Below are 24,855 nucleotides of genomic sequence, written 5' to 3' on the forward strand. Positions count from 1 at the left end.
ACGACGGACGACGTGCTCAGACGAGGTCCACGACGTCCGCGATCGAGTCGAGCACCTGGGAGGGCAGATACGGGAACCGCTCCACCTGGTTCGGACGAGTCGAGCCGCTGAGCACCAGGACGGTGCGCAGCCCCGCTTCCATACCGGCGATGATGTCGGTGTCCAGCCGGTCGCCGACCATCACAGTCGTCTCGGAATGCGCTTCGATCTTGTTCAACGCGCTGCGCATCATCAGCGGATTCGGTTTGCCCACGAAATACGGGTCGACTCCGGTGGCTTTCGTGATCAGCGCGGCGACTGCGCCGGTGGCCGGCAGCGACCCGTCGGCGGACGGCCCGCTCGGGTCCGGATTCGTGGCGATGAAGCGGGCTCCCCGCTCGATGAACCGGATCGCTTGGGTGATCGCCTCGAACGAATATGTGCGCGTTTCCCCCAGCACCACGTAGTCCGGACTGCGCGCCGTCATCACGTAGCCGATGTCGTGCAGCGCCGTGGTGACGCCGGCCTCGCCGACGACGTACGCGGTGCCGCCGGGTCGCTGATCGTCGAGGAATTGCGCCGTGGCCAGTGCCGACGTCCAAATCGAATCGGGATGCACGTCGAGACCCGAGGCCATCAACCTCGCCGACAGGTCGCGCGGCGTGAAGATTGAATTGTTCGTCAGGATGAGGAACTTCTTCTTCTCGCTGCGCAGCTTTTCAATGAACTCGGCGGCCCCCGGTACGGCCTCGTCCTCATGCACCAGGACCCCGTCCATATCGGACAGCCAGGTTTCGACGGGTTTGCGCTCAGTCATGGACCCATTGTGTCGTATCCGCCCGCCGACGCGAAGCGGCTACTGGAAATCGCGGGAACGGCCGAGGCCCTCCATCGGCAGCCGCTCGAGCTTCTCGGCGGAAAAGCTCACGACGTTCTCCTTCCGCTCCACCCGGCCGTGCACCAGCAGCGCGGACGCCCGGGTGGCCACCGGTCGATATCTGTGCCACAAACCCTGACTGCATACGACGTTCAACATGCCGGTTTCGTCCTCGAGGTTGATGAAGGTGACGCCGGACGCCGTGGCGGGACGCTGCCGATGCGTGACGACGCCCGCCACCAACACCCGCTTGCCCGGCCGTACCCGCAGCATCGCCTCGATACTCAACACTCCCCTGGCCTCCAGCGCCCGGCGCAAGTGCACGGTCGGATAGCCGTCCGGCGTCATCCCGGTGGCCCACAGGTCCGCCACCGACGACTCCAGGGCCGTCATGCTCGGCAGTGTCGGGACGGCGCCTCGCTCGGTGCCCGGCGCCGTTCCGGGCAAGCGCGCCGATTCGTCACCGGCCAGCCCGCCGACCGTCCAGAGTGCGGATCTGCGGGTTTCGCCGAGGCAATCGAATGCGCCGGACGTCGCCAACGCTTCCAACGCTTTTTGGGACAGACGCACCCGCCGGGTCAAGTCCGCCACCGAGACGTACTCCCCCGCGGCTCGTTCGGCTTCAATGGCGGCCGCGGCGTCGGAACCGAGTCCGCGCACGGCGTCCAGCCCCAGCCGGATGCCGGCCACCGGCGGATCGACGCCGTCCGGCCGCTCGCCCGCTTGTACAGTGGCCCCGGCAGCGGACGCGTTGATGTCGACCCGGTGGATCGGCACGCCGTGCCGCCGAGCGTCGGTGATGAGCGATTGCGGCGAGTAGAACCCCATCGGCTGGCTACGCAGCAGTCCAACGCAAAATGCCGCCGGATAATAGTACTTGAGCCATGCGCTCTGGTAGACGAGGCCCGCGAATGAGATCGAATGGCTTTCCGGGAAGCCGTAATTGGCAAAGGCCTCCATCTTCTCGTAGATCTTGTCGGCCACATCGCCGGTGATGCCGTTCGCCGCCATACCGTCGAAGAACCGGGCCCGCAGCCGCTGCATCTTGACCAGCGACCGTTTGTTGCCCATGGCGCGGCGCAGTTCATCGGCGTCCGCCCCGGAAAACCCCGCCACATCGATGGCCATGGCCATGAGCTGCTCTTGGAACAACGGGACGCCGAGCGTCTTGCGCAGCGACTTCTCCAACAACGGATGCAGATAGGTGACCGGCTCTTCACCGCTGCGGCGCCGAATGTACGGGTGCACGCTGCCGCCTTGGATCGGGCCGGGCCGGATCAGCGCCACCTCGATGGCCAGATCATAGAACGTGCGCGGCTTCAGCCGGGGCAGCGTGGCCAGCTGGGCGCGGCTTTCCACTTGGAACACGCCTATCGCGTCGGCCCGGCACAGCATCTCGTACACGTCCGGATCGTCCGGCGGGATCGTTGCCCGCTCGATCCGCTGCCCGTGAAACGCCTCGATCTGATCGACCATCTCGTGCAGGGCGCCCAGCATGCCGAGGCCCAGCAAGTCGAATTTGACAAGCTTCATATCGGCGCAGTCGTCCTTGTCCCATTGCAGTACCGTGCGGCCGGGCATCCGCCCCCATTCCACCGGGCACACCTCGCCCACCGGCCGGTCGGCCAGCACCATGCCGCCGGAATGGATGCCGAGATGCCGGGGAAAATCCAGGACCCGGTTGGCCAAGTTGACCACCGGCTCCGGAATGGAATGCACGCCGTCCGCGACGTCCGGCACGCTGCGCCACCTGTCGATCTGCTTGGCCCACGCGTCCTGCTGGCCCGGGGCGTGCCCGAGCGCTTTGGCCATATCGCGCACTGCCGACCGGGGCCGATAGGAGATCACGTTCGCCACCTGTGCCGCGTACGCCCGCCCGTAGCGCGTGTACACGTACTGGATGACCTCCTCGCGCCTTGCCGATTCGATGTCGAGGTCGATGTCCGGATAGCCGTCGCGATCCGGCGCCAGAAATCTGTCGAACAGCAGTCGGTAGTGCACGGCGTCCACTGCCGTGATGCCCAGCACGTAACAGACCGCCGAGTTGGCGGCCGAGCCGCGGCCCTGGCAAAAAATGTTGTTGCCGCGGCAGAATTCGGCGATGTCCCACACGATCAAGAAGTAACCGGGAAAATTCATTTTCTCGATGACGTGCAATTCCCTGTCGATTTGCGCCCACGCGCGGCGTCCCAAATCATCCTGGTTCGATGAGGAGTTTGCCGGATCGCCGCCGGACGGCGGGCGCGGCCCGTACAACCGCTCGGCGCCACGGTAGCTGAGCTCGCGAAGCCAGCTGGCGTACGTGTGCCCGTCCGGCACCCCGAACGGCGGCAGCGCCGGCTCGGCCAGGTGCAGTTCGAACGCGCATTCCGCGCCGAACCGGGCCGCGTTCTCCACGGCGCGCGGGTACCGATCCAGCAATCGGGCCATCTCCTCGCCCGAGCGCAAGTGCGCAGCACCGGACGGCGGCAGCCAGCCTTCCAGATCGTCCAGGCTGCCGCGGGCGCGCACCGAGGCCAGCGCGGCAGCCAGATCCGCGTCGTCCGGCGCGGCGTAGTGCACGTTACCTGTCGCAACGATGGGCAGGCCGGCTTCCTCGGCCAGCCCGGCCAGCGCATCCAACCGTTCGTCGTCGTCCGGGAAGCCCTGTGGAGTCAGCTCGACCACGACATTGCCCGGTCCGAACAAGCGCACCAACTTGCCCAGCGCGGCGTCCGGAGCACCCGGCTTTCCGGACGCCAACGCCCGACCGACGGCGCTCTTGCGGCAGCCCGTCAGAATGAGCCAGTCGCCGCCGGCGGCTTCGGCGAGCTTGTCGAGGTCGTACACGGGCCGACCCTTGGCGCCGCCGGCCAATTGGGCAGCAGTGATGGCTGCCGACAGGCTGCGATATCCGGTGATGCCCCGGGCCAGCACCAGCAGATGCTCGCCGGGCGGATCGTTGGCGCCTCCCGGGTCGGGCGGGAGGTCCAGGCTGAGTTCCGCGCCGAAGACGGTGTCGAGGCCGTATTCCTTGGCGGCCTGGGCAAATCGGACGACGCCGTACAGTCCGTCATGGTCGGTCAGGGCCAGGGCCGTCAGCCCCAACCGGGCGGCTTCCGCGGCGAGTTCCTCGGGCCCGGAGGCGCCGTCCAGGAAGCTGAACGTCGAATGGGCGTGCAGTTCGGCGTACGGCCGCACGCTCTCGGGGCGCGCGACCGGCCGGGGCTCGGGCGGTTCGCGCTTCCTCGACCAGGCGGGGGCGTCATTGCCGTCGGCTCCGGCCGGACGACGACCGGCCCACAAGTCGACGTCGGGCCGGGCCGGTGCACGGTCGGAAAGCTTCCGTTCCAGGTCGGCCCAGCGGGTATTCGGATTATTGAAGCCCACAGTCGCCGTCCTTTTGCCATGCCGCCCGTTCAGTCATAGCTGCCGTCGATCGACCACCGGCCGGCACGGTAGCCGAGCAAAAATGCGTCGCCGTCCACGGTGAGCACCTGTAGACGGATCCGCTTATCGGCGGCTGTGTCCCACCAACGACCCGCGACGGGCCAGCCGCGCGACCAGGCGGCAAGCTCTCGCTCTTCCGTCTTCCCTCGAGGCGTACTGCCGCGAGGCGACTCGGTGCCGGCCGACCCGGTGCGGAGGCGGGCCGGGCGGCCGGTCAGCTCGGCGCGGGCGCTGACGCCGATGGGCTTGCCGGCGCCGTCGATCAACTCAGCGGGCCGGCGGAGCACGGCGGCCGGGTGCGGACTGGGCAGCCGGCCAGGCCAGGGACCGGGCCGCGGCACCGGCGCTGCCTGCTGCCACGGCGTCCAGCGCGTGTCGCCGGTGGCGTCCGGGCCTCCGACGAGCGTGCCGGCCAGTACCGTATCCATGCCGAGCAGGCCCTGGAGACGGCTGATCGTGCGCCGAACCCGTTCGTCGTCTTCGCGTTTGTCGTCCCATACGGTCGGCTGCAGCGCGGCCGGCGACGTGACCTCATCGGCTTCGAGCCGCAAACCGGTGATCGGTCCGTTCGGCGCACTGCCGGTGCTCGCTCCGCTGAGCCAGCCGTCCAACTGCCATCGGGTGCGTTCGGCGATGTCCGCGGCCGTGAACGAGGCGCCGGCCCGCCACATGCGCACACTGACGTCGCCGGCGTCCGTATGCGCTTCAATCCGCACCTGGGTGCAGGTCAGCGACCGTCCCGCGATGAGCGATAAGAACCTCTCGGCCAGCGGTCGTGCCGCGAATGCGGCCATGTCGACTCGGTCGGCCGGCGGATCAAGGACTGTCTCGACGGCGAGCTCGACATCCGGACGAACGGCACCCATCGGGGTGTCGGGCAGTCCACGAGCTTGCCGATGGGCCCGTGCGGCGTCGGCGCCGAAACGTCCGGCCACGGCAGCCGGTTCGAGAGCGGCGAACGCCCCGAAGGTCGTCAGGCCGAGTCGGCGCAACAGCGAGATCAGTTCATGCCGGCCGGAGAATTCGGGTACCTCGGGCCGGTTCAACTGGCCCACGTCGAGGTCGGCCAGATATGCCGGAGTGCCGCCCGGCATGACCCGGGCCGACCGGGCCGCAGCGATCAGACCGGCAAACAGTCCGTCGGCAATGCCCAAGAGCGACTCGTAGCCGGTCTCGTCGGCCACTGCCGTCACGATACGTTCGGCCAGGATCCGCTCGGCCGTCGGCGCCGAGCCGAAATAGCGGGCCGCGGACGCCGGCACCGTCAGCACGCCCGGATGGACCGACAAGGCCGCGGCCGCCACTTCCCCGACGCTGTGGACGACGGATTCGAACAACCTGGCATCGCGGCCGGGGTCGGGACGCAGAATTGCCAACTCGGGGCAGCGCTGCTGAGCCTGACGACGACGCTGCCCCACGGCGACCCCGACCCTCCTGGCCGGCGCCGAGCAGGCGGTGACGATATTGCCCGTGAAGATCGCAGCGGGACGGGACGCCGGAAGCTCCGCTTCGTGGGCGGCGGCCGAGACCGGCCAGTCCGGACACAACAGCACCACCGTGCGGCGCCGGTCGCCGTCAAAACGGCCCGCCTCCTGCAACGGTTCCGCCGCGGCCATCAGGACACCGCCGGTAGAGCGCGCCCGAGCGTTCCGTCCTCGCCGGGCAGGCTCACCACTGCCGTACCGGGGCGCGCCAGTTTCCCCGTTGCGGCGACGCGGATGGTGCGGGAACGCAAGCGCCCGGCCCCGGCGTCCAGACCGTGCCAGTGCGGCCCCCGGGTGGTCAAGGCCGCGCCGGTGCCCGGCAGTGGGCGGCCCAGACAGATCAGCACGGCCTGCCGTTCGCGAAGCTTGGCATGCAAACGGTTCATCCCGCCGGGCGGGGGCACCGCGGGCGCGGCAAGTATCAGCACGTCGACGGTTTCCACAAGGATCGACACGGCACGCAACCACTGCTCGCCGGGATCCGGCAGTGCGATCAGCCGGTTCGGATCGATGCCGAGATCGGCCGCTGCCGAAAGCCCCAGCTCGGGGACGCCGACGACTGCGCACCAGTATCCGCGCTTCGAGGGCTCGGCGGCCAAGGCATACGCCAGCGACAACCGGGCACGGCCGTCGACCGACACGGCCGTTCCTCGGCGCAATGCCCCGCCCCGAAAGAGCCCCGCCAACGCCGCATGGACCGGCAGTGCGCTGTCCCCGGCCAGAGGCCCCGAGGCGGTGCGTAATCCGAACTGCTCGGCCAGTTCGGCGGCTGTCGTGCTCATTTTTCAAGTATCGAACATTTGTTCGAGTGACGCAAGAGCGGCGAAGCAGCCGCATTCGTCGATCTTCGCGTTCGGGGCCGACGAGATCGCCCCGATCCTCGACGTGGCCCCGCGCACAGCCGCAGGCGAGCTCCACCGAGCCATGCGGGCCTCGGGGGCACCTCCCGCCGCTCTGCGGTGGGGGAGCTGCCACGGACTCTGGAGGCGTTGAAGTCGGGAGACTTGTCGGCGCGCCGGTACCGTGAGGTCGTGGCGAAAACCCGTGACCTCCGCGTCGACATCGCTGCCCAGGCCGACAAGGAGATCACCGGGTGGAACCCGGGCGTGCTCTTACAATCATTCCGGGCCCGCCTGGGCCGGTGGGTCGCCTCCCACGACACGCGGGATGCCAGCAGCAAGTATCGGCAGGTCGATCGTGACCGGTGCGTCGAATTCGTCCCCGACGACAACGGCGCCGCGCAATTATTTGCTTATGGTCCGGCCGATTCACTCCGCGCCCTGTTCAACAAACTCGACCGCGCTGCCCGTACCGGACGCGACCACGCCCCGGTGGAGGCACAAGAGTGCCGATTACACGTCACGGTGCCCGTGTTTGCCCTCCTTGGGTGGAACGATCCGGGCTACCTCGAAGGATACGGGCCAATCCCCGCATCCATGGCCCGCCGGCTCGCTGCCGGGGCGACCACGTGGATCCGGCTCCTCACCGACCCGGCCACCAGCCGAATTATCCACGCCGACCCGAAGAAATACCGGCCGAACGCCGCACTCCGCACTATTGTCCGAGCCCGAGACGGCACCTGCCGGTTCCCCGGCTGCCACACACCCGCCACCACCTGCGAAATCGACCAGCCCCCACCGCAGAGCGGCGGGAGACACCCCACGACGACCCATAAACCAGCCGGCGACGACCGCGAACAACGGCGAAACGCCAGGTCAGCACGCCTACCGCGCGGATTCCAAATACCGCAGGACGGCGAGCACCCGGCGATGATCGGCCGGCGACTGCGCCAGACCGAGCTTGGTGAAGATCGCCGTCACGTTCTTTTCCACGGCGCCGTACGACAAGAACAACGATTCGGCGATGCCGGCATTCGACCGGCCCTCGGCCATCAACACCAGCACCTCGCTCTCGCGCGGCGTCAGTGATTGCAACGGTCCGTCGCCTCTTGCCGATCCCATCAACTGGCTCACCACCTCGGGGTCGAGCACCGTTTGGCCGGCGTTGATGCGTTCGAGTGCATCGATGAACGATGACACATCGGCGACCCGATCCTTCAGTAGATACCCGGCACCTGCCGATTTGCCGGAGAACAGTTCGGCCGCGTATTGCGTCTCCACGTACTGCGAAAACACCAGGACGCCGATATCCGGCCGGCGTTCGCGCAGGGCCAGGGCCGCCCGGAGCCCCTCATCGGTGTGGGTCGGCGGCATCCGGATGTCGACGATCGCCACATCGGGCTCGTCGGTGGCGACAGCCGCCAAGAACGCGGTCCCGTCCCCGACGGCCGCCGTGACGATATGCCCGCGGGCCGACAGCAGCTCCACGAGGCCGTCGCGCAGAATTGTCGAATCCTCGGCAATGGCAATTCTCATGCCTGCACCGCCATCGGCAGATCGATGCTGATGATCGTCGGGCCACCCGACGGGGAATCGACGAGAAGCGTGCCGTCGACGCTGCGCACGCGTTCGTCCAGCCCCGTCAGTCCCGACCGGTGCCCCGAGGCGGAAGTCGATGCCAAATATGCCCCGCCCACGCCGTCGTCCCGCACTTGAACGAAGACTCGTGAACGACGTTCTTCGGCCCGCACCGCTACCGTTGACGCTTCCGAGTGCTTGACGGCGTTCGTCACGAGTTCCATGACACAAAAGTACGCGATGGTCTCAATGGGTGCTGCCGGACGCCGGGGCAGGTCGACGCTCAAGTGCACCGGCAACGACGCTCCTGCCGCCAGTGTCTCCAGAGCTGCGCCGAGACCATTGTCCAGCACGGGAGGGTGAATTCCCCGGGCCAAATCCCGTAGATCGACAAGGGCGCTCTTGGCAACCTGGTGCGCGCCGTCCAGCAGCTCGGCCACGCCGTCCGGATCGTTGCCGGCCGTCAGTCGATCCTTGGCATCGCCCAGTTTCATCGCCAGGGCGACGAGCTGCGCTTGGGTGCCGTCGTGCAGATCCCGTTCGATTCGGCGGAGTTTGACGTCGGCGTCGTCCACCGTCCGGCTGCGCGATGCTTCGACTTCTCGCAGCCGAAGGCTCGACGCGGTCGGCCCCAAAAGATTGCGTGAGAGCAGCCGCTGGATGTGCGCGAACGCCGTGTTGAGCGCCGGCCACACGAATAGCCAGATCAGTGCACCCAGTACGGCGAACCAGAATTGACGTGCGGCCGTATCGATGAAGAAGTCGGTACCGAATGACGCTCCGCGGTGCATCACACCGTTGGAATCGGGCTGCAGCGGCAGAAATCGCGACCAATACCAGTGGGTCATTGCGCCGAGCCCGATGAAGAAGAACACGATCGAGACGACAGCCCCGGCAGCGGCCGTGACGATGTTGAGGAAGAGGAAACCGATGACACGCCAGCCGGCGCCGTCGGACAAGCCGCCGCGGACCCAGCCCCAGAAGCCCGGACTTCGCCGGACCGGCGGCGGCGCGGCGATTTCAGTGGCCAACATGGCCCGGTTCATGCTCCGGTGCAACGCGCCCCAGCCGCGTGCCGCCATGATTAGCGAGGATCCGACGACCAGGCCCACCACCGTCACTGCCAGCCCCGATCCGACGACGACGGTTACCGCCGCATAGGCCAGCCCGAACGGCGCGAGGATCAAGGCCGACCACAGGTAGAGAAATTCCACCCATGTCCGTTTGCGGAAAAAGGCAGTGAAGAAGTTATAACGCGGCACGGGGTTCATACTGCCAGCTTTCCGTAACGGCGGACCCGCATCCATCAGGTGAGTCCCCGCCTATGCCGGGGGCTATCCCCCGTAGACTGCTTTTACCATGTTCAGCATCGTCTTTGTCACCCCTGAGATCCCCGGCAACACCGGCAATGTGATCCGCTTGGCCGCCGTCACCGGCGCGAGCCTGCATCTTGTCGAACCACTCGGCTTCGACTTGTCCGATACCAAGCTGCGCCGGGCCGGATTGGACTATCACGATCTTGCGAACGTCGCCATCCACCCGGACACGGAGGCTCTCTGGGACGATTTGGGACCCGGACGGCGCGTGTTCGCGTTCACGACGTCCGGCACTCGGTCGTTCGCCGATGTCAGTTACCGGCCCGGAGACGTGCTGATGTTCGGGCGCGAATCGGTCGGCTTGCCGGACGACGTCAGCCGGGACGAGCGCGTGACCGACCGGCTGCGCATCCCGATGCTGCCGTCGCGGCGATCATTGAATCTCGCCAATTCGGCTTCGATCGCAGTGTACGAGGCATGGCGTCAAAACGGCTACGCCGGCGCCCGATGATCGGATGCCGGCGTAGCCGTGCGGTCGGGTGGTGACCTTTTTAGTTCTCGTCCGGGTTCGAGCCGCGGCGGTCGCCGTTGTTCAAACCTGAAATCTTCGTCATATCGGCGTCGCTCAATTCGAAGTCGAGCACGTCGAAGTTTTCCTTGATACGTGCAGGAGTGACCGACTTCGGGATCACGACGTTGCCGTCCTGCAGGTGCCAACGCAAGATTACCTGCGCCACGCTCTTGCCGTGGTTCGCCGCAATCTTGGCGATGTCCGGATCGTCGACAAGACCGCCCGAAGCCAGTGGGCTGTAGGCTTCGACGGCAATGCCGCGGCTCGCGCAGAATGTCTTGAGGTCTCGTTGCGTCAGGTTCGGATGCAGCTCGATCTGGTTGATTGCCGGAACCGTGTCCGATTCGGACAAAATCCGGGACAAGTGCTGGGCGTGGAAGTTCGACACCCCGATGGCCTTGGCCCGGCCGGACGCGAGAATGCCTTCCATGGCCTTCCACGATTCGACGAACTTGTTCTGCTTCGCCCTGGGCCAATGGATCAAGTACATGTCCACGTAATCCAGGCCGAGACGTTCCAGGCTCGCTTCAAAGGCCGGCACTGTCGTCTCGGTGCCGTGATCGTCGTTCCAGAGCTTCGTCGTGACGAACAGGTCTTCGCGTGCGATGCCCGATTGGGCTATCGCTTTGCCGGTGCCTTCTTCGTTGCCGTAGATGGCGGCAGTGTCGATCGACCGGTAGCCGGTCTCCAGAGCGGCCGCGACGGCGTCGGTAGCCTGCTCGTTCGGCACCTGCCACACGCCGAAGCCGAGCTGCGGGATAGTCGTCCCGTTGTTCAATTCGATCTGGGGAACCTCAGTCAAGTGTTCTCTCCTTGGTTGGGTGAAATCACAGTCAATCATGGGCCGATGGAGCGGCGCATCCGCCCATAGGGGGTGTTGGGACAACCGGCCGCCGACCGAGAGTATTCCCGAGGATCGATAGGGTTGGCGTGACAGGGAGGACAACACACATGGTAACCACCGCTTTGACGGTCGCCGGATCGGACACGTCCGGCGGCGCCGGACTGCAAGCCGATCTGAAGACGTTCGAGGAATTCGGCGTCTACGGGGTCAGCGCGATCACGTCGATCGTGACGTATGCCCCGGACCGGGGATTCATTCACGATCTCGATTTCATCGCCCCCGACGTGCTGATCAAGCAGCTGCGGAGCGCGTTTGCGTTGCACGATTTCGGCGTGGTCAAGTCCGGCATGCTGGGCACTGCCGAGAACGTCTCGTTATTGGCGTCGGCTCTCCGCGATTCCGATGCGCCGTTCGTGTTCGACCCCGTTCTCGCCTGCAAGGGTCAAGGCGAGATGGTCGATTTGAAGCAGTCATTCGTGGACGAGCTCGTTCCCGCCGCCGCCGTTATCACGCCGAATTTGGACGAGGCGGCGCAGCTGACCGGCATGGATCCGCTCACCGGCATCGACGACATGAAGCAAGCTGCCGCCGCTTTGCACGCGCGCGGGGCCGACGCCGTGCTGGTCAAGGGTGGGGCGCGCCTGGACGGCGACGCCGCCGTCGATATCTTGTTCGACGGCCGGGTCTATACGGCGTTCGACACGCCGAAGCTCGGCAGGCTGATGGTCAACGGTGCGGGTTGCTCGCTCGCTTCCGCCATTGCCGCCGGGATCGCATTGGGCAACGACGTCCCGACATCTGTGAAGAACGCCAAGGAATACGTCACGCACGCCATTGCGGCGCACACGCCCAACGCCAGCGGCGTCGATTCGGTATGGCACGCCGCGTCCCGGCTGGCACCGTCAACGGGGGTCGAGGTCACGGCCAAATCGCTCTAACGCCCGCACCCCATGCGCAAAACGCCCCGGGGCGTACGGAACGCGAAGTAATGACGACGCGTTATGTACGCCCCGGGGCGTTTTGCGAGGGCTGAGCGCGAAAGAGTTACTTGCTGCGCTTGCCGAAGCTCTTGTAGCGGTCCTTGAACCGTTCGACACGGCCGGCGCTGTCGAGGATGCGCTGCTTGCCGGTGTAGAACGGATGCGACACGGACGAGATCTCCACGTCGATGACGGGATACGTGTTGCCGTCTTCCCATTCGACCGTCTTGTCGCTCGTCGCGGTGGACCGGGTCAGGAACGATTCGTCCGACGCCAGGTCGTGAAACACCACAGGCGCGTACTTCGGGTGAATGTCTGTCTTCAAAGGATTTCCTTATCTTAAGATCGAGAGGTGGGTGGCGCTCCGGCGCCACGACGACCAGCAATCAACTATAACCGAAACCGCCCGGCTCACGCGAGTCGACTCGCGTGAGCGCGGTCGGTAGACCCGGGCCAATTGCCCGAAAGGACACGTCATGCCGACACTTGGCACCTTGACCACCAAACCGGCCGGCGAAATGACCGACGCGATTGCGCCGGTCACGGCCCGCGCTTTGCAGGCCTTGGGTCTGATGGAGACGGCCGGCGTGGTGGAGATCGACCCGGAACTGTCGGATACCGCCGCGTTCATGGAACGGTACGGCGTGGATCCGGATACCTCCGCGAACTGCGTGCTGGTCGCCGGCAAGCGAGAAGGACAGCAACGGATTGCGGCGTGCATGGTACTGGCATCGACACGGGCCGACGTCAATACCGTGGTGCGCAAGGAGCTGAATGTGCGCAAAGCCTCGTTCTTGCCCATGGACCAGGCCGTCGCGGATTCCGGAATGGAGTACGGCGGCATCACTCCCCTGGGTCTGCCGGAGGCGTGGCCAGTGCTCATCGATGCACGCGTAGACGCCGCCGATACCGTCGTCATCGGTTCCGGCGTCAGACGCTCGAAGATCCTGCTGCCCGGCAGCGCGTTGCGCGCCATTCCGGGGAGCAGGATCTTGGAGGGCCTCGGACGGTAATGCCCGAGGCTATCAGGGCAGTCGGTGGTCAGACTGCGGCCGGCGCCGAGTCGCCGTCTTCGACGATGAGCGGGTAGACGCCGTTCTCGTCGTGCACTTCGCGGCCCGTCACGGGCGGATTGAAGGTGCACGCCATGCGCAGCTCGGTGGTGGCCCGGACCGTGTGCTTCTCGTGCTTGTCGAGCAGGTACAGCGTTCCGTCGCGGAGGTCGTGAACCTCGCCGGTTTCTTCATTGGTGAGGGTGCCTTCGCCCTGCACGCAGTAAACGGCCTCGATGTGGTTCTGGTAGTGGAACGTCGACGTCGTGCCGGCGTAGATCACCGTGTCGTGCACCGAGAAGCCGACGCCTTCGCGGGCCAGCACCATCCGGCGGCTGCGCCAGGTTTCGGACTTGACGTCGCGCTCGGAATCGTTGAGGTCGTCGCGGTTTGTCACAAGCATGCAAATCTCCTTGTCGGTAGGGGGCTAAAGCGGGCCGGGCTCAGGACGCCGCGCCGGCCAGTTCGTTCGTGCCGGTCACCGTGGCAACGGCGTCGGAGAGGATCGAGATGCCGATGGCCAGGTCCTCTTCGGAAATGGTCATCGCCGGCATGATCTTCACGACCTCGTCCTCGGGGCCGGAGGTTTCGATCAGCAGTCCGCTGTCGAAGGCCTCGGCGGCGATCTTACCGGCCGCGTCGTGATCCGGGAAGTAAATGCCGGCCAGCAGACCGCGACCGCGGACGACGGCGCCGTCAATGCTCGCGGCGATCTGGGACAGGCCCTCGTGTAGCTGGCTGATCCGTGCGGCAAGCGTCGGCACGATCGCCTCGTCGCGCCAATACGTCTCCAGCGCGGCGGTCGCCGTGATGAACGCCGGGTTGTGGCCGCGGAACGTTCCGTTGTGCTCGCCCGGCGTCCAGACGTCGAGTTCGGGACGGAACAAGGTCAGCGCCATTGGCAAGCCGTAGCCCGAGATGGACTTGGACAAGCACACGATGTCCGGGACGATTCCGGCCTCTTCGAAGCTGAAGAACGTGCCGGTCCGACCGCAGCCTGCCTGGACGTCGTCGACAATCAGCAGAACGTCGTAGCGGCGGCACAGCTCGGACAGCCGGCGCAGCCATTCGGCCCGTGCGGCGCTCAGGCCGCCTTCGCCCTGCACGGTTTCCACGATGATGGCGGCGGGCTTGTCGATGCCCGAGCCGCCATCGGACAAGGCGCGTTCGAGCCAGCCGAATTCGGCGTCGACGCCGTCCAGGTAGTCGTCGTACGGGATCTTGGTGCTGTTGGTCAGCGGGATTCCGGCGCCGGCGCGCTTCATCGGGTTGGCAGTGACGGAGAGCGAACCCAACGTCATGCCGTGGAACGCATTGCTGAAGCTGAGCACGTGCTGGCGGCCGGTGACCTTGCGGGCCAGCTTCAGCGCGGCTTCGACGGTATTGGTGCCGGTCGGGCCCGGGAACATGACCTTGTAGTCCAGGCCGCGCGGCTTCAGGATGACGCGGTCGAACGTTTCGAGGAACGTGCGTTTGGCCGGCGAATACATGTCCATGGAGTGCACGATTTCGCCGCTCTTGAGGTAGTCGATCAGCGGTTCGAGCAGCTGCGGGTTGTTGTGCCCGTAGTTGAGCGCGCCGGCGCCCGAGAAGAAGTCGATGTACGTGTTGCCTTCTTCGTCCGTCAGGCTGCTGCCTTCGGCCTTCGTGAAGACGACGGGCCAGTTGCGGCAATAGCTGCGGACCTTGGATTCAAGCGTTTCGAAGATTTCGGTGGAACTCATAGTTCTCCTTCGGTTCAATTTGTCGTAGAAAATTTCCTGCGATGACGGCCGGCGGGCCGCGCGGGCTTCGGCCCGGACCCGCACGGCGTGTGCGGGCCCGGCCCGGCGTTGCTTAGTTTCCGAGCGGGCCGATCCGGTACAGATGCTCCGTGTCGTGGCCCTCTTCCGGGAAATCGCCGGAGCGGAACAACGGCGATTTGCGCAGCGTCGCGCCACGGCGGCGAGCCAGGCCGGTGAACAGCCGGATTGATGCGGCGTTGTCGTCGGTGATGGTGGTTTCGAGTGTTGTCGCCTCGGTTCGGTCGACAAGCGCGTCGAGCAGTTTCACGCTCAGCCGTCGTCCGCGGTACTGATCATCGACCGCGACCTGCCAGACCATCAACGTGTCGGGGTCGTCCGGACGGGTGTAACCGGTGATGAAACCGGCATCGTTGCCGTCCACGGTGGCCATCAGTGAGGTGCCGGCGTAATCGCGGCACCAGAGCATGTACGCATACGACGAGTTGACGTCGAGCGTGCGCGAATCGACTGCCATACGGTACATCACGGCTCCGTCGTCGTTGCGCGGACGGCGGAAATGAAATGCCGGTACGTTCGAACGGACCTCGAGTGGTTCTGCTTGTGATCGTGCGCTCGGAATGGATTGGACCAGGGTGCTTGTGGATTCATCAAACATTGGTTCCGACCCTAACGGGCTGAGATTTAATATCAACCTCACAAAGCGCTCGATCGCGCTTTTGGTGCGGTGTCGAAGTCGCGGACCTCAATAGGCACAAGGGCTTCGCGGGGGTAGGTAACGATAATGTAACAACCGCGGCGAAAGTCCACATGGTGAGACATTTTGAGCGAGACGCGGGGCGACTCCGAATTCGAACACCCGGTTACGACAACCCTGCCCGATCCAGTAAATAGTCGACCATCGGGTCGTACAGTCCGGGGCTGACGTTATCGTCCAACGGCACTGCCACGTCCATGTCGCCTTGAGCTTCGGAGACGAAAAGTCCCGGATCATTGCAATCGGCGAACCCGATGGTGTCGATGCCGGCCGACGCCGCGAATCCCGCCCATCCGTGGTCGGCCACGACCAAGTCGGGGGCACCCTCTCCCCCGGCCGCCAGCCGGGCAAGGGTGAGGTCCATGGGGCCGGGCAAATGCGTGTGCATGAGGTGCCCGTGTTGGTGCCACATCACGACTCCGGAAATCTGTCGGATATCCCCATCGCCGAACCGGAATCCCTCGTCGATCCGCACGATCTTGCCGCCGGCTTCGCCCAGTGCCGCTGCCAGAGCAGCGTGCACCGGCAGCAGTCCGCCCGGGTGCCCCGTGGCGAACAGTACGTGTTCGCCACGCGTGGCGGCGAGGCCTAGCCGGTCGGCGAACCGCTCGAGCGCGGCGACGCACAAGGCCGACGAGATGGTGTCCTGCCCGGAGTGCAGGGAGCGATCCGCGGACGTGCCGACCTTCTCGTGCATGAGATCGAAGACCTCGTCGTAGGTCCAGTCGCGTTTCCAGTCGACGCCGAAGGCCAAGGTGTCGACCCCGTCGATGAATCCCTGGAAATGGTCGAGATTGTTCTCCCGCGGGGTCGCAACTTCTCCGGTAATGCGCGCCGAGTCGAGATACTCGGCCAACTGGGCCTTGTTCACGGCTCTATCGTAAAGGTCGTCAGTCCCGGCACACGCCGCGGTCGTCCCGGCGACCGCGGACGCACGTCGGGTGACGGACGGGCCGTTGCGGCTATTAATGCCGGTAAAGCCCGCATTCGTGCCGGCCGGATGGAGCCGGGAGGCAGGCACATCTCAAGTCGACGGGAGACGAATTCCCGACGGACTCGTATTGGAACGCGCACGGCGCCCCGCTTCCAACCGAGGAGATCATGCCCGACAATAGTTTCTCCGGTTCCGCCGGCGCGGCGAGCACGAAGGCGATGGACACACCGCCGCCGGTCTCAGCCGAGCGAGTGCGACGCCCCGCGGGGCGTCGGTGACGCGGTTCGTCACCGGCCGTTCCTCCAATCATCGACGGCCGCGACCAGTCGTTCGATTGCCTCGTCGACGGTGGAGCGCGGACATCCGAGATTGGCCCTCATATAGCCGTTTCCTTCGGTGCTGAACTTTTGTCCTTGGTCGAACCAGATGCGCGCTTTGGTCAGCATGAAATGGTGCAGATCGTCGGCATCCATGCCCAGGTCGCGGCAGTCCATCCACGCAAGATACAGGGAGTCCGCCGGCAGCACCGTGATCTCCGGGATTCGCCGGTTCACCTCCCGGGCGAAGTGCCGGTGATTATCCCGGATGTAGTCGACGAGTTCGTCGACCCATTCGTCGCCGTGCGTGTAGGCCGCTTCGCAGGCGACCATTCCCAACACATTGACGAGGGGGAACATGTTCCGCTCGTATTGTCTGGCAAACTTCTCGCGCAGCTCCGGATTGACGATGATGTTGTTCGCGCATTGCAGTCCGGGCAGATTGAACGTTTTCGACGGCGCGGTGCAGGTGATCGAGTTCAGCGCGAATTCCTCGCTCAACGACGCGAAGGGAAAATGCCGTTTCGCCGGGTTCATGACGAGGTCTTCGTGGATTTCATCGGAGACGACGAGGATGTTGTGGCGCAGGCAGATCTCGCCCATCGACCGCAGTTCCTGCTCGCTCCACACATTGCCGGTCGGATTGTGCGGATGGCTGAGGATGAAGATCGACGTGTCGGGGCGGATGGCGGCTTCGAAAACCTCGGCGTCGTATTCGTATCCGGTGTCGGTTCTCGTCAACGGGGCGAACGCGGGAAAACGCCCGTTGAGGCGGACGTCGTCGTGGAAGTGCGAATAGACGGGCGGCTGCATGAGGATCGAGTCGCCGGGAGACGAAAAGGCTTGAACGGCGACCTTGAGGCTCGTGATGATCCCGGCGGCCGGTTTGATCCATTCCGGCCGGACGTCCCATCCAAAGCGTCGCTTCTGCCATCCGGTGACTGCGTCCAGGTACCCGCCGGTCGGGCCGGCCGGGTAGCCGAACACGCCGTGATCCACGGCCGCGTGGAGTGCGTCGGTGACGGCACGGGGGGCTTTGAAATCGGTGTCGGCGACCCACATGGGCAGCGGGTCCGCGGCCCGTTCGTCTGCCGAGAGCAGTGCCGTCCCGGCAGTCCATTTCATCGAGTTGCTGGCACGGCGATCGACCTGCTCGTCGAAGTCGTGCTCTTCCGGGGCGGTGCCCGCCGTCACGTTGTCGGCGGTGCGAACGGTGTTCATCGGATTGCGACTCCTTCATCGGTGTTATCGGATTCAGGTTACGTCAATGCAGTGGCAAGGTGTTCGCGAATTTGTCGCCAAGTCCGGCTCTCACCGCTAATATTTATTGGATGGACACCATTGATCGCAAAATTCTTGCATACTTGCAGCGGGATGGCCGTATGACGTTCACCGAGCTGGCACGCTGCGTCCAATTGAGCGTGTCCCGGTGCCAGCGGCGCGTCAATGAGTTGGCCGACTCGGGAGTCATTCGCGGCTACCGGGGTATCGTCAACGCCGCCGCGGTCGGCCTCGGGTTCGAAGTCGTCGCGTTCGCGACGCTGTCCCGCGCCGACGCGATCCACGAATTCGATGCGGCGATCGACGCCGTGCCGGAGATCGTCGAGGCTCAGCGTCTTTTTGGTGAGCCGGACTATCTCATCCGCATCGTGGCCGCCGACCGTGATGCATATCAACGGCTGTACGACGAACAGCTGAGCAAGCTACCGGGCCTGCGAGGTCTGAATTCGACAATCGTGATGAAAGAGGTCATCGCCTCGCGCGGGCTGCCGCTCGTGCGCGGCCACGAGAGTTGAGAAGCGGCCGGGCCACCGTGACGGCCGGCGACCACGACCGCGTCGCGCCGCGCTCAGCCCACCCCCTCGGTGCCAAAGATCAGAGCGAGGCACTGATGGTCTTCGGCGACCGGACGCCGGCTAGCCGACAGGGATCCCAGTTCGTCAGCGACGACGCTCACGCTGAAGCCACGCAGGCGCATCACCAGTCCAAGGCGCGGCGATGGCGAGGAACCTGGCTCGTCGGCTCAAGGGCTATTGCATCCGGCATGTCGGATCAGAGCCCACCCCACGATCACCTGGAGGGTGCCGCTGCACCCGTCGCCTTAGCCAGCAGTCGCCGGAGGTCATCGCGCTCGGCAGGGTCCAAGGCATCGGTGAGCGGGGCCAGCAGGCTCTCGAGGTCGCCGGTCAGCCGTGCGGCGAGGGCCTGGCCCTGGTCGCTCAGGCGCACGTCGACGCCGCGCCGGTCCGTTCCGCTGGCCCGACGTTGCACCAGTCCTCGTTTCTCGGCACGGGAGACCAGGCCGGTCAGCGTCGACTTCTCCAGCCCGAGGTAGCTCGCGAGGTCGCCCATCTGGAGGTCGCGGTCGCGCAGGATCGCGAGGACGCGCAACTGGGTGAGGGACAGGTCGTTGTCCGCGGCGAGCCTGGTCAGCACGCCCATGGTCAGGAACGCCGACTGCGCCAGCGCGTCGATCAGCTCTCCGTCCGCCCTCCGTGCGGTGTCATTCGTCCGCATCGCCCACACTCCTTGCAGTAGTTGGTTGTACGAACTATATTAGTTCGTAACCCCAACTATATCAGGAGGAGATGCATGAGAGCCGCAGTCGTGACCGCCTTCGACCGGGCACCCCGCTACCAGGACTTCGCACTTCCCGACTCACTCGGCCCGCACGAGGCCGTCGTCGACGTGCTCGCCGTCGGCCTGCATCCCCGGGTGCGCTCGCAAACCGACGGATCCCACTACACCAGCACCGACGAGCTGCCGCTCGTCCCTGGCATCGATGGCGTGGCCCGGACCCCGGACGGGAAGCTGAGGTACTTCATCCTTCCCCACACGCGCCTGGGCTCCATGGCCGAGCAGACGGTCGTCGACCTGCGCCGCAGCGTCGAGCTCCCCGACGGAGCGAACCCCATCCAGATCGCCGCGGCGATGAACCCGGCCATGTCGTCCTGGATCGCCCTCCGCCGCCGCATCGACTTCCAGCCGGGCCAGAGCGTGCTCATCATGGGGGCCACCGGGAACGCCGGCCGGCTGGCGATCCAGGTCGCCAAGAAGCTCGGTGCCGGGCGGGTCACCGCGGTAGGGCGCGGTGCGGACCGCCTTTCCGATCTGGGGGCCGACGCGACGGTGTGCCTGGACGGCGACGAGCGAGCCGTCTCTCAGGCGCTGGGTGAGGCGGGCAGGGATGTCGACGTCGTCATCGACTACCTCTGGGGACAGCCGACCCACGACGCGCTATGCGCGATCGTTCCTCGCCGCGTCGACGACGGCCAGGTGCTGACCTGGATCCAGATCGGCTCCGTCGCCGGGCTGGAGTCCTCGATCCCCTCCGCGGCCCTTCGCGCCAGCCGGCTCCAGCTCGTCGGAAGCGGCCAGGGATCGGTCTCCACCCGAGACATCGTCGCCGCGCTCGCCTAGCTCGCCGCCGCGCTGAGCAGCGACGCGTTCACGATCGGAGCGCGCGCGGTGCCACTGGCCGACGTTGAACGGGCCTGGGTCGACGACCCCTCGACCGACCGCATCGTCATCACCCCGCAGCCGACCTGAACAGGGCGCTCCCCACGTCGTCCGCGCTGACGAGCTACACCCGGCCGCGCCCCTGCTCCGCTGTAACCACGCATTCGTCACCGGTGCCGAGTGCTCAGAGCGGCCAGGCACCGGGGCGACCGCTGAGCCGTGCCGAGCGGCGACGTGCTGGCCTAGCCGTCCATGTCTTCCAGGCCCTGCAGGATCAGCGCGATCCCCGTGCTGCAGGGCGTCGGGACGCTGCTCACCCGGTGGGGCGGAGCCGTCGTGGCAGGCTTCGCTCTCGCGGCCCAGCCATTGCTGGGATTTCACGCCGCGTCCCCGGAGGGACGTTCTGGTCCAGCGGCCGCGTCGCGCAAAAGGCGACCGCCGACGCGGCAGCGACATTGAGCGAGTCCACGCCGTGCATCATCGGAATCGTCACCCGCCGGTCGAGCCACCGATCGGTCGCCCGGGTCAGGCCGTGCCCTTCGGTACCGAATACAGGGCCAGCCGCGACAGCCCTTCGGCCGCGAGTGCGTCGAGGCTCACGGACTCCTCCCCCAGCGTCATCCCCGCCACGGCAAAGCCCTGCTCGTTCAGCTGTTCGATTCCCGCCGGCCACGGCTCGATCCGCGTCCACGGGACCTGGAATACCGTTCCCATCGAGACGCGGATGCTCCGCCGGTAGAGCGGGTCGGCACAGCGCGGCGTGACGAGGACGGCGTCCACGCCAATGCCTGCCGCCGAGTGGAAGATGGCCCCCACGTTGGTCGGGTGTTCTAAGCTGCGCGCTCCGCCGACGAGCAGTACGGCCGCCCGGTCGAGCACAGAGAGAACGCGTGAGCATCCGCAATGAGACCTACACGCTCAGCAATGATGTCGAGATCCTGAAACTCGGGACCAGCACCTGATTGATCGACGACGACAAAGTCGCTGACGCGGTGAAGGCCGCGATCGAGATCGGTTACCGCAACATCGACACCGTCCAGGTCCACGGCAACGAGCGCGGTGTCGGCGAGGGCGTGCGCACATCCGGCGTCGCCCGCGAGGAGCTGTTCGTGTCGACGAAGCTCGACATCGGTTACATCGACCTCATGCTCATCCACGCGCCGCACCCCTGGTGCGACTTCTCCGATGGCCACCTCGCCGCCTGGAAGGCGCTCAAGGAAGCCCATCAGGCGGGCAAGATCCGCGCTATCGGCGTCTCCAACTTTCTGCAGCCAGACCTCGAGAACGTGCTCCAGCACGGGACCGTCGCCCCGAAAGCTCACCGCTCCCCCACTGAGCCCTGCGAACGCATCATCCCGATTAAGGGAATTGAACGCGCTCCGGAGCCGTTCGGATCGACGCTCACGCTACTCAGTGTTGCAAACTACCGGTAGTCATGCTTACTATATACTGGTAGTCATCGACACAGAGTAGCAGGAGGGCCCTTTGGGCAAGCTGGCAACCGAGATGCTCAAGGGCACGTTGGAAGGTGTCGTGCTCGCCATTCTCGCGGGCCGACCCGCGTACGGATACGAAATTACGGCATGGCTGCGCGAGCAGGGATTCACCGACATCGTCGAGGGCACCATCTACGCCCTGCTGGTGCGTATCGAACGGCACGGCCTGGTGGACGTGGAGAAGGTCCCGTCGGTCAAAGGTCCGCCACGCAAGGTCTACTCGCTCAACGCCGAGGGCCAGGAGTACCTCAGCGAGTTCTGGACGAACTGGGACTTCCTCGCCGAGAGGATCGACCACCTCCACAATCAGATCAATCAACACAAGCAAGGAGAGTAATCATGGCCGCACGTTGGATCGAGACGATCACCGGATCGTTCGACGACAAGAAGCGCTGGCGCGCGTACAAGGCGCGAGTGCAACAGCTGCCACCGAGCCACCGCACAGCCGTCGAAGGCATCGAGCGCTACCTGATGATGACTGGCCCCGCCGACGGAGACTATCTGCTGCAGATGGTCGACGACCTTGCCGAGCTGTTCGAGCGGGCCGCAGCAGACGGCACACTGGTGCGGGAGGTCGTGGGCGATGATCCGGTGGAGTTCGTCGACACCTTCAAGAACAATTACGGGCTCGCCGGCTGGATCGGCAAGGAGCAGCGCCGGCTCGCGGACGCGATCCAGCGCGCCGAGACCGAGGAGAAGCCACGATGACCACCACCGTGCCGAAGTCGGAAGCGCCGGCGGCGATCCGTGTGCACGGCATCGAGAAGTCGTTCAAGGATGTCCAGGTGCTACGTGGCGTCGACCTCAAGATAACACCGGGCAGCATCTTTGCCCTGCTCGGTTCCAACGGAGCCGGGAAGACGACGCTGGTGCGGATCCTGTCGACGCTGCTCCCAGCTGACGGCGGAACCGCCTCCGTCGACGACTACGACGTCGCCACTCAACCAGCCGACGTGCGCGAGTCGATCAGTCTCACCGGCCAGTTCGCCGCCGTCGACGAGATGCTCACCGGTCGGGAGAATCTTGTCCTCGTGGCCAAGTTGCGGCACTTGAAGAATCCCGATGCGATCGCCGATGACCTGCTCGCCCGCTTCACACTCGCCGGCGCAGGGGCCCGGAAGGCAGCCACCTACTCAGGGGGCATGCGTCGCAGACTCGATATCGCTATGAGCCTGATCGGCAACCCGCCGATCATCTTCCTCGACGAGCCGACGACAGGGCTCGACCCCCAAGGTCGGATCGAGGTGTGGCAGGCCATCAAGCAGCTCGTCGATGGCGGTACGACGGTGCTGCTGACGACGCAGTATCTCGACGAAGCCGAACAGCTCGCCGAGCGGATCGCAATCCTGCATCAAGGCCGAATCATAGTCGACGGCAGTCTCACCGAACTCAAACAGCTTCTCCCGCCCGCCAAGGTCGAGTACGTCGAGAAGCAACCCACGCTCGAGGATGTCTTCCTCACCCTCGTCGGAGACCACGACGCGGACGACTCCGCGTGCGGCAGTGCCGGCACGGACAAGTAAGGAGCACCAGATGGCCACGCACGTCTTCGCCGACACCGCAGTCCTCACCGGGAGGTCTCTGCGACACGTCGTGCGCAGCCCGGACACCATCATCACGACCGCGATCATGCCGATCGCTATGATGCTGTTGTTCGTCTTCGTCCTGGGCGGCGCGATCGACACTGGCCAGTCCCCGGGGGCCGGTTCGTATGTCAACTACCTGCTGCCCGGGATCCTGCTCATCACGATCGCCTCGGGCATCGCCTACACCGCGGTCCGACTATTCACCGACATGGCGGGCGGAATCGTCGAGCGGTTCCAGTCCATGCCGATCGCCCGTTCGTCGGTGTTGTGGGCGCACGTGCTCACCTCTGTCGTCGCCAACGTCGTCTCACTCATAGTTGTCGTCGGCGTAGCTTTCCTCATGGGCTTTCGCACAAACGCTGGAGCGCTGGACTGGCTCGCAGCCGCTGCCATCCTGATCCTGTTCACCCTCGCACTGACGTGGATCGCTGTCATCCCTGGTCTCACTGCGAAGACCGTGGACGGAGCCAGCGCGTTCTCGTACCCACTCATCTTCCTGCCGTTCATCAGCTCAGCCTTTGTCCCCACCGACACCATGCCCGGACCGGTTCGGTGGTTCGCCGAGAACCAGCCTGTGACTTCCATCGTGAACATCATCCGCGACCTGTTCGCCGGTCAGCCGCTCGGAGCAGACCTCTGGGTCGCCCTGGGCTGGTGTGGCGGGATCCTGGTGGTCGCCTACGTGTTCGCCATGGCCACCTATCGCCGCAAAGTCACCTGAGGCACGATATCCGCAACGACACGTCGTGGCACACGGCCGCGCTGGGCAGTCAACGGGCGGCCTGACCAGACGCCTCTCCACGAGTTCGACGCTCACCTCGTCGCGTAGAACGTCACCGCCGAAGCCGCAGCGACGTTCAACGAGTCAACTCCGTCCATCATCGGGATCGTGACTCTTCTGTCGAGCCGCTGCTCAGTCGCCCGAGTCAACCCGTGACCCTCGGACCCGAAGACCAGAGCGAGCTTCTCATGATCTTCAACGACCAGCTCGTCCAAAGTGATCGCTCCCTCCCCCAGCGTCATGCCTGCAACGACAAACCCTGCATCCTGGAGGGTGCCGATGCTCACTGGCCACGGATCGATCCTTGTCCACGGGACCTGGAAAACCGTACCCATCGACACTCGGATGGCTCGCCGGTACAACGGGTCGGCACATCGAGGGGTCACGAGGACCGCATCGACGCCCATCGCTGCCGCACTCCGAATTAGAGCACCAACGTTGGTGTGGTCCACGATGTCTTCCAGGATCGCCACGCGCCGGGCGCCCGCCAGGACGGCGGCGACGTCCGGAAGCGCCGGACGCTGCATGGCCGCCAGCGCGCCGCGATGCAAGTGGAAACCGGTCAGCGACTCGAGCACGTCGTCGTCGCCCCAGTAGACGGGCACGTCCGGGAATCCGGACAACACGTCGTCCAGCGCCTCCGCCGAACGCTCGTTCATCAGGAACGAGCGGGGCCGGTGCCCGGCTTCGACGGCACGGCGGACCACCGAATTCGATTCGGCGATGTACATGCCGCGCTCGGGTTCGCGCCGTTTGCGCAGCGACACATCCGTCAGCCGCGTGTAATCGGCGACCCGATCGTCTGCCGGATCCGTGATGCGGACGCGAGGCATT

Annotated in this window: 25 protein-coding genes and 2 pseudogenes; 11 read left to right on the forward strand and 16 right to left on the reverse strand. The window is 65.7% G+C overall.

Annotation, left to right across the window (positions count from 1 at the left end; genetic code table 11):
• Nucleotides 1–16: 16 nt before the first annotated feature.
• Genes BJY26_RS13855 through BJY26_RS13870 form a run of 4 tightly spaced genes read right to left on the reverse strand, consistent with a single transcriptional unit; the run spans nucleotide 17 to nucleotide 6,551 of the window.
• A complete protein-coding gene (locus BJY26_RS13855) occupies nucleotides 17–796 on the reverse strand; it encodes an HAD-IIA family hydrolase (RefSeq protein WP_179428818.1) in 780 nt (259 codons plus the stop codon).
• Between the two features lie 39 nt (nucleotides 797–835).
• Nucleotides 836–4,225, reverse strand: coding sequence for an error-prone DNA polymerase (locus BJY26_RS13860; RefSeq protein WP_179428819.1), 3,390 nt, complete (start codon nucleotides 4,223–4,225; stop codon nucleotides 836–838).
• Nucleotides 4,226–4,254: 29 nt separating this feature from the next.
• Nucleotides 4,255–5,901 carry a DNA polymerase Y family protein gene (locus BJY26_RS13865; RefSeq protein WP_179428820.1) on the reverse strand — a complete coding sequence of 549 codons (1,647 nt, stop codon included), beginning with the start codon at nucleotides 5,899–5,901 and terminating at the stop codon, nucleotides 4,255–4,257.
• On the reverse strand, nucleotides 5,901–6,551 hold the full coding sequence (locus BJY26_RS13870) for a P-loop NTPase family protein (protein ID WP_179428821.1): 651 nt from the start codon (nucleotides 6,549–6,551) through the stop codon (nucleotides 5,901–5,903). Before BJY26_RS13870 ends, BJY26_RS13865 begins: the two co-directional genes overlap by 1 nt.
• 549 nt (nucleotides 6,552–7,100) lie before the next feature.
• Between BJY26_RS13870 and BJY26_RS19740 the strand changes: the two are divergent.
• Nucleotides 7,101–7,331 (forward strand): annotated as a pseudogene (locus BJY26_RS19740) (DUF222 domain-containing protein); the annotation flags it as partial.
• Between the two features lie 162 nt (nucleotides 7,332–7,493).
• On the opposite strand, the gene BJY26_RS13875 reads toward BJY26_RS19740, so the two are convergent.
• A complete protein-coding gene (locus BJY26_RS13875) occupies nucleotides 7,494–8,144 on the reverse strand; it encodes a response regulator (protein WP_179428822.1) in 651 nt (216 codons plus the stop codon).
• Nucleotides 8,141–9,457 carry a sensor histidine kinase gene (locus tag BJY26_RS13880; protein ID WP_237248812.1) on the reverse strand — a complete coding sequence of 439 codons (1,317 nt, stop codon included), beginning with the start codon at nucleotides 9,455–9,457 and terminating at the stop codon, nucleotides 8,141–8,143. The genes BJY26_RS13875 and BJY26_RS13880 overlap by 4 nt, the downstream gene beginning before the upstream one ends.
• Before the next feature lie 88 nt (nucleotides 9,458–9,545).
• Here BJY26_RS13880 and BJY26_RS13885 point away from each other — a divergent pair, with 88 nt between their 5' ends.
• Nucleotides 9,546–10,013, forward strand: a complete 468-nt coding sequence (locus tag BJY26_RS13885; protein WP_179428824.1) for a tRNA (cytidine(34)-2'-O)-methyltransferase — start codon at nucleotides 9,546–9,548, stop codon at nucleotides 10,011–10,013.
• A 40-nt stretch (nucleotides 10,014–10,053) separates the two neighbouring features.
• On the opposite strand, the gene BJY26_RS13890 is transcribed toward BJY26_RS13885, so the two are convergent.
• Nucleotides 10,054–10,875 (reverse strand): aldo/keto reductase, encoded by an 822-nt coding sequence (locus BJY26_RS13890; protein ID WP_237248811.1) that lies wholly within the window; start codon nucleotides 10,873–10,875, stop codon nucleotides 10,054–10,056.
• Between the two features lie 149 nt (nucleotides 10,876–11,024).
• Between BJY26_RS13890 and thiD the strand changes: the two genes are divergently transcribed.
• Nucleotides 11,025–11,855: a bifunctional hydroxymethylpyrimidine kinase/phosphomethylpyrimidine kinase gene (gene thiD / locus BJY26_RS13895; RefSeq protein WP_179428826.1), complete on the forward strand. Its 831-nt coding sequence runs from the start codon at nucleotides 11,025–11,027 to the stop codon at nucleotides 11,853–11,855.
• A gap of 106 nt (nucleotides 11,856–11,961) precedes the next feature.
• Here thiD and BJY26_RS13900 read toward each other — a convergent pair whose 3' ends face one another.
• The gene (locus tag BJY26_RS13900; RefSeq protein ID WP_179428827.1) at nucleotides 11,962–12,222 is read right to left on the reverse strand and encodes a type B 50S ribosomal protein L31; all 261 of its coding nucleotides are present in this window, start codon (nucleotides 12,220–12,222) and stop codon (nucleotides 11,962–11,964) included.
• 151 nt (nucleotides 12,223–12,373) lie between these two features.
• Between BJY26_RS13900 and BJY26_RS13905 the strand changes: the two genes are divergently transcribed.
• Entirely contained in the window at nucleotides 12,374–12,910 is a 537-nt protein-coding gene (locus tag BJY26_RS13905; protein ID WP_179428828.1) for a YbaK/EbsC family protein, read from the forward strand.
• Between the two features lie 28 nt (nucleotides 12,911–12,938).
• Here the strand turns inward: BJY26_RS13905 and BJY26_RS13910 are convergent, their stop codons facing one another.
• From BJY26_RS13910 to BJY26_RS13930, 5 genes are all read right to left on the reverse strand, one after another.
• On the reverse strand, nucleotides 12,939–13,352 hold the full coding sequence (locus BJY26_RS13910) for an ectoine synthase (RefSeq protein WP_179428829.1): 414 nt from the start codon (nucleotides 13,350–13,352) through the stop codon (nucleotides 12,939–12,941).
• Nucleotides 13,353–13,392: 40 nt separating this feature from the next.
• Complete coding sequence (ectB, locus tag BJY26_RS13915) at nucleotides 13,393–14,673, reverse strand: diaminobutyrate--2-oxoglutarate transaminase (protein ID WP_179428830.1); 1,281 nt, start codon at nucleotides 14,671–14,673, stop codon at nucleotides 13,393–13,395.
• Between the two features lie 112 nt (nucleotides 14,674–14,785).
• Nucleotides 14,786–15,208 (reverse strand): diaminobutyrate acetyltransferase, encoded by a 423-nt coding sequence (gene ectA / locus BJY26_RS13920; protein WP_237248810.1) that lies wholly within the window; start codon nucleotides 15,206–15,208, stop codon nucleotides 14,786–14,788.
• 346 nt (nucleotides 15,209–15,554) lie between these two features.
• Nucleotides 15,555–16,319 carry a phosphatase gene (locus BJY26_RS13925; protein WP_179428832.1) on the reverse strand — a complete coding sequence of 255 codons (765 nt, stop codon included), beginning with the start codon at nucleotides 16,317–16,319 and terminating at the stop codon, nucleotides 15,555–15,557.
• A gap of 350 nt (nucleotides 16,320–16,669) precedes the next feature.
• Nucleotides 16,670–17,920: a MalY/PatB family protein gene (locus BJY26_RS13930; RefSeq protein WP_179428833.1), complete on the reverse strand. Its 1,251-nt coding sequence runs from the start codon at nucleotides 17,918–17,920 to the stop codon at nucleotides 16,670–16,672.
• Nucleotides 17,921–18,030: 110 nt separating this feature from the next.
• On the opposite strand from BJY26_RS13930, the gene BJY26_RS13935 reads away from it, so the two are divergent.
• Nucleotides 18,031–18,495 carry an Lrp/AsnC family transcriptional regulator gene (locus BJY26_RS13935; protein WP_179428834.1) on the forward strand — a complete coding sequence of 155 codons (465 nt, stop codon included), beginning with the start codon at nucleotides 18,031–18,033 and terminating at the stop codon, nucleotides 18,493–18,495.
• A 274-nt stretch (nucleotides 18,496–18,769) separates the two neighbouring features.
• Here BJY26_RS13935 and BJY26_RS13940 read toward each other — a convergent pair whose 3' ends face one another.
• On the reverse strand, nucleotides 18,770–19,216 hold the full coding sequence (locus BJY26_RS13940; RefSeq protein WP_179428835.1) for a MarR family winged helix-turn-helix transcriptional regulator: 447 nt from the start codon (nucleotides 19,214–19,216) through the stop codon (nucleotides 18,770–18,772).
• Nucleotides 19,217–19,306: 90 nt separating this feature from the next.
• Between BJY26_RS13940 and BJY26_RS13945 the strand changes: the two genes are divergently transcribed.
• Nucleotides 19,307–20,119, forward strand: a complete 813-nt coding sequence (locus tag BJY26_RS13945) for a quinone oxidoreductase family protein (RefSeq protein ID WP_244953907.1) — start codon at nucleotides 19,307–19,309, stop codon at nucleotides 20,117–20,119.
• Nucleotides 20,120–20,573: 454 nt separating this feature from the next.
• On the opposite strand, the pseudogene BJY26_RS13950 reads toward BJY26_RS13945, so the two are convergent.
• A pseudogene (locus tag BJY26_RS13950) lies at nucleotides 20,574–20,980 on the reverse strand (TrmH family RNA methyltransferase); the annotation flags it as partial.
• A gap of 140 nt (nucleotides 20,981–21,120) precedes the next feature.
• Between BJY26_RS13950 and BJY26_RS13955 the strand changes: the two are divergent.
• From BJY26_RS13955 to BJY26_RS13975, 5 genes are read left to right on the forward strand one after another with little or no spacing between them, the layout of a single operon-like run.
• Nucleotides 21,121–21,591: an aldo/keto reductase gene (locus tag BJY26_RS13955; RefSeq protein ID WP_237248808.1), complete on the forward strand. Its 471-nt coding sequence runs from the start codon at nucleotides 21,121–21,123 to the stop codon at nucleotides 21,589–21,591.
• 52 nt (nucleotides 21,592–21,643) lie between these two features.
• On the forward strand, nucleotides 21,644–21,991 hold the full coding sequence (locus BJY26_RS13960) for a PadR family transcriptional regulator (protein ID WP_179428836.1): 348 nt from the start codon (nucleotides 21,644–21,646) through the stop codon (nucleotides 21,989–21,991).
• 2 nt (nucleotides 21,992–21,993) lie between these two features.
• Nucleotides 21,994–22,362: a DUF1048 domain-containing protein gene (locus tag BJY26_RS13965; RefSeq protein WP_179428837.1), complete on the forward strand. Its 369-nt coding sequence runs from the start codon at nucleotides 21,994–21,996 to the stop codon at nucleotides 22,360–22,362.
• The gene (locus tag BJY26_RS13970) at nucleotides 22,359–23,177 is read left to right on the forward strand and encodes an ABC transporter ATP-binding protein (RefSeq protein ID WP_179428838.1); all 819 of its coding nucleotides are present in this window, start codon (nucleotides 22,359–22,361) and stop codon (nucleotides 23,175–23,177) included. Before BJY26_RS13965 ends, BJY26_RS13970 begins: the two co-directional genes overlap by 4 nt.
• A 10-nt stretch (nucleotides 23,178–23,187) precedes the next feature.
• A complete protein-coding gene (locus BJY26_RS13975; RefSeq protein WP_179428839.1) occupies nucleotides 23,188–23,961 on the forward strand; it encodes an ABC transporter permease in 774 nt (257 codons plus the stop codon).
• 92 nt (nucleotides 23,962–24,053) lie between these two features.
• On the opposite strand, the gene BJY26_RS13980 is transcribed toward BJY26_RS13975, so the two are convergent.
• Nucleotides 24,054–24,854, reverse strand: a complete 801-nt coding sequence (locus BJY26_RS13980) for a TrmH family RNA methyltransferase (protein WP_179428840.1) — start codon at nucleotides 24,852–24,854, stop codon at nucleotides 24,054–24,056.
• Nucleotide 24,855: the final 1 nt, after the last annotated feature.

The organism is Spelaeicoccus albus, from assembly GCF_013409065.1.
Lineage (GTDB): Bacteria > Actinomycetota > Actinomycetes > Actinomycetales > Brevibacteriaceae > Spelaeicoccus > Spelaeicoccus albus.